Annotated in this window: 1 protein-coding gene; it reads right to left on the reverse strand. The window is 54.2% G+C overall.

Features of this window, described 5'->3' with window-relative positions; genetic code table 11:
* Window positions 1–107 precede the first annotated feature (107 nt).
* On the reverse strand, window positions 108–928 hold an 821-nt coding region (locus MA884_RS27765), incomplete at its 5' end, for a transposase (RefSeq protein ID WP_256233482.1).

Consider the following 928-nt stretch of genomic DNA (forward strand, 5'->3'; position numbering starts at 1 on the left):
TGTGGGAGCAACTGTCTTGGATGGTTTATTTAGCCATCTTTTTCAGAGGCAGCGAGCCTCCCACAGCTCTGGGCTATGCAATTGTCTGAGGGAACCGGAATCACAATCTAGGCGACGTCTCCCTTCCACTCAGAACCATCCCGGATCATTGCGTTTAGACGTATCAACAAGATCCGCATACATGCGATGAGCGCAACCTTCGCGCATTTGCCTTTCTCGCGCAGCGCCTTGTAGCGTGCATTGAAGTCAGGCTGATACCTGATCACTGACCAGCAGGCCATGTACAGAGCGCGCCTGGCGGAGAACCTACCGCCGCTGATATGGCGTTGGCCTTTGTGCGTGCCGCTATCGTCGTTGTAGGGGGCTATGCCTGCTAATGCGGCTATCTGATGTCGCCCAACCTCGCCGAGCTCTGGAAGATAGGCCATTACGCTGGCCGCCGTGACGAGACCGATCCCCTTGACCGAGCACAGGCGAGTGACTTTTTCACTGTCCAGGTTTTCAGCGCTTTGACGGATCATCTTTTCTATCAACTTAATGGCTTCGCACAGGTAGTCGATATGACTCTGCAACGCGGGTTTAACGGCCTCAGATGAGGCCGTTTTAAGTCTGCGTTTGTCGTCATCTCTCTGCTGAGTAAAGTTTTCCCGTTGCTGAACCAGTGCGCGCAGGTCGTCCTGTTCGGCGCTTGTGATTCGGCTGTTAGTCGATTTGATGACCGCTGCAAATTGCGCCAGGAGGCGCGCATCTATCGGGTCGGTTTTAGCTTGTTGTCCCATTGCTTTGGCAAAGTTCTTGGCTCGGCAGGGGTTGATCCGAATGACCTCAAAACCTGCAGCCTGAAGCGCTTTCATGACGCTTCGTTCGTAACCACCTGTGGCTTCCAGCAACACGCGACCGACCTGATGGAGCAGCAGCCAACCAATTA

Origin of the sequence: Pseudomonas sp. Q11 (assembly GCF_024494355.1) — a bacterium.
Lineage (GTDB): Bacteria > Pseudomonadota > Gammaproteobacteria > Pseudomonadales > Pseudomonadaceae > Aquipseudomonas > Aquipseudomonas hefeiensis.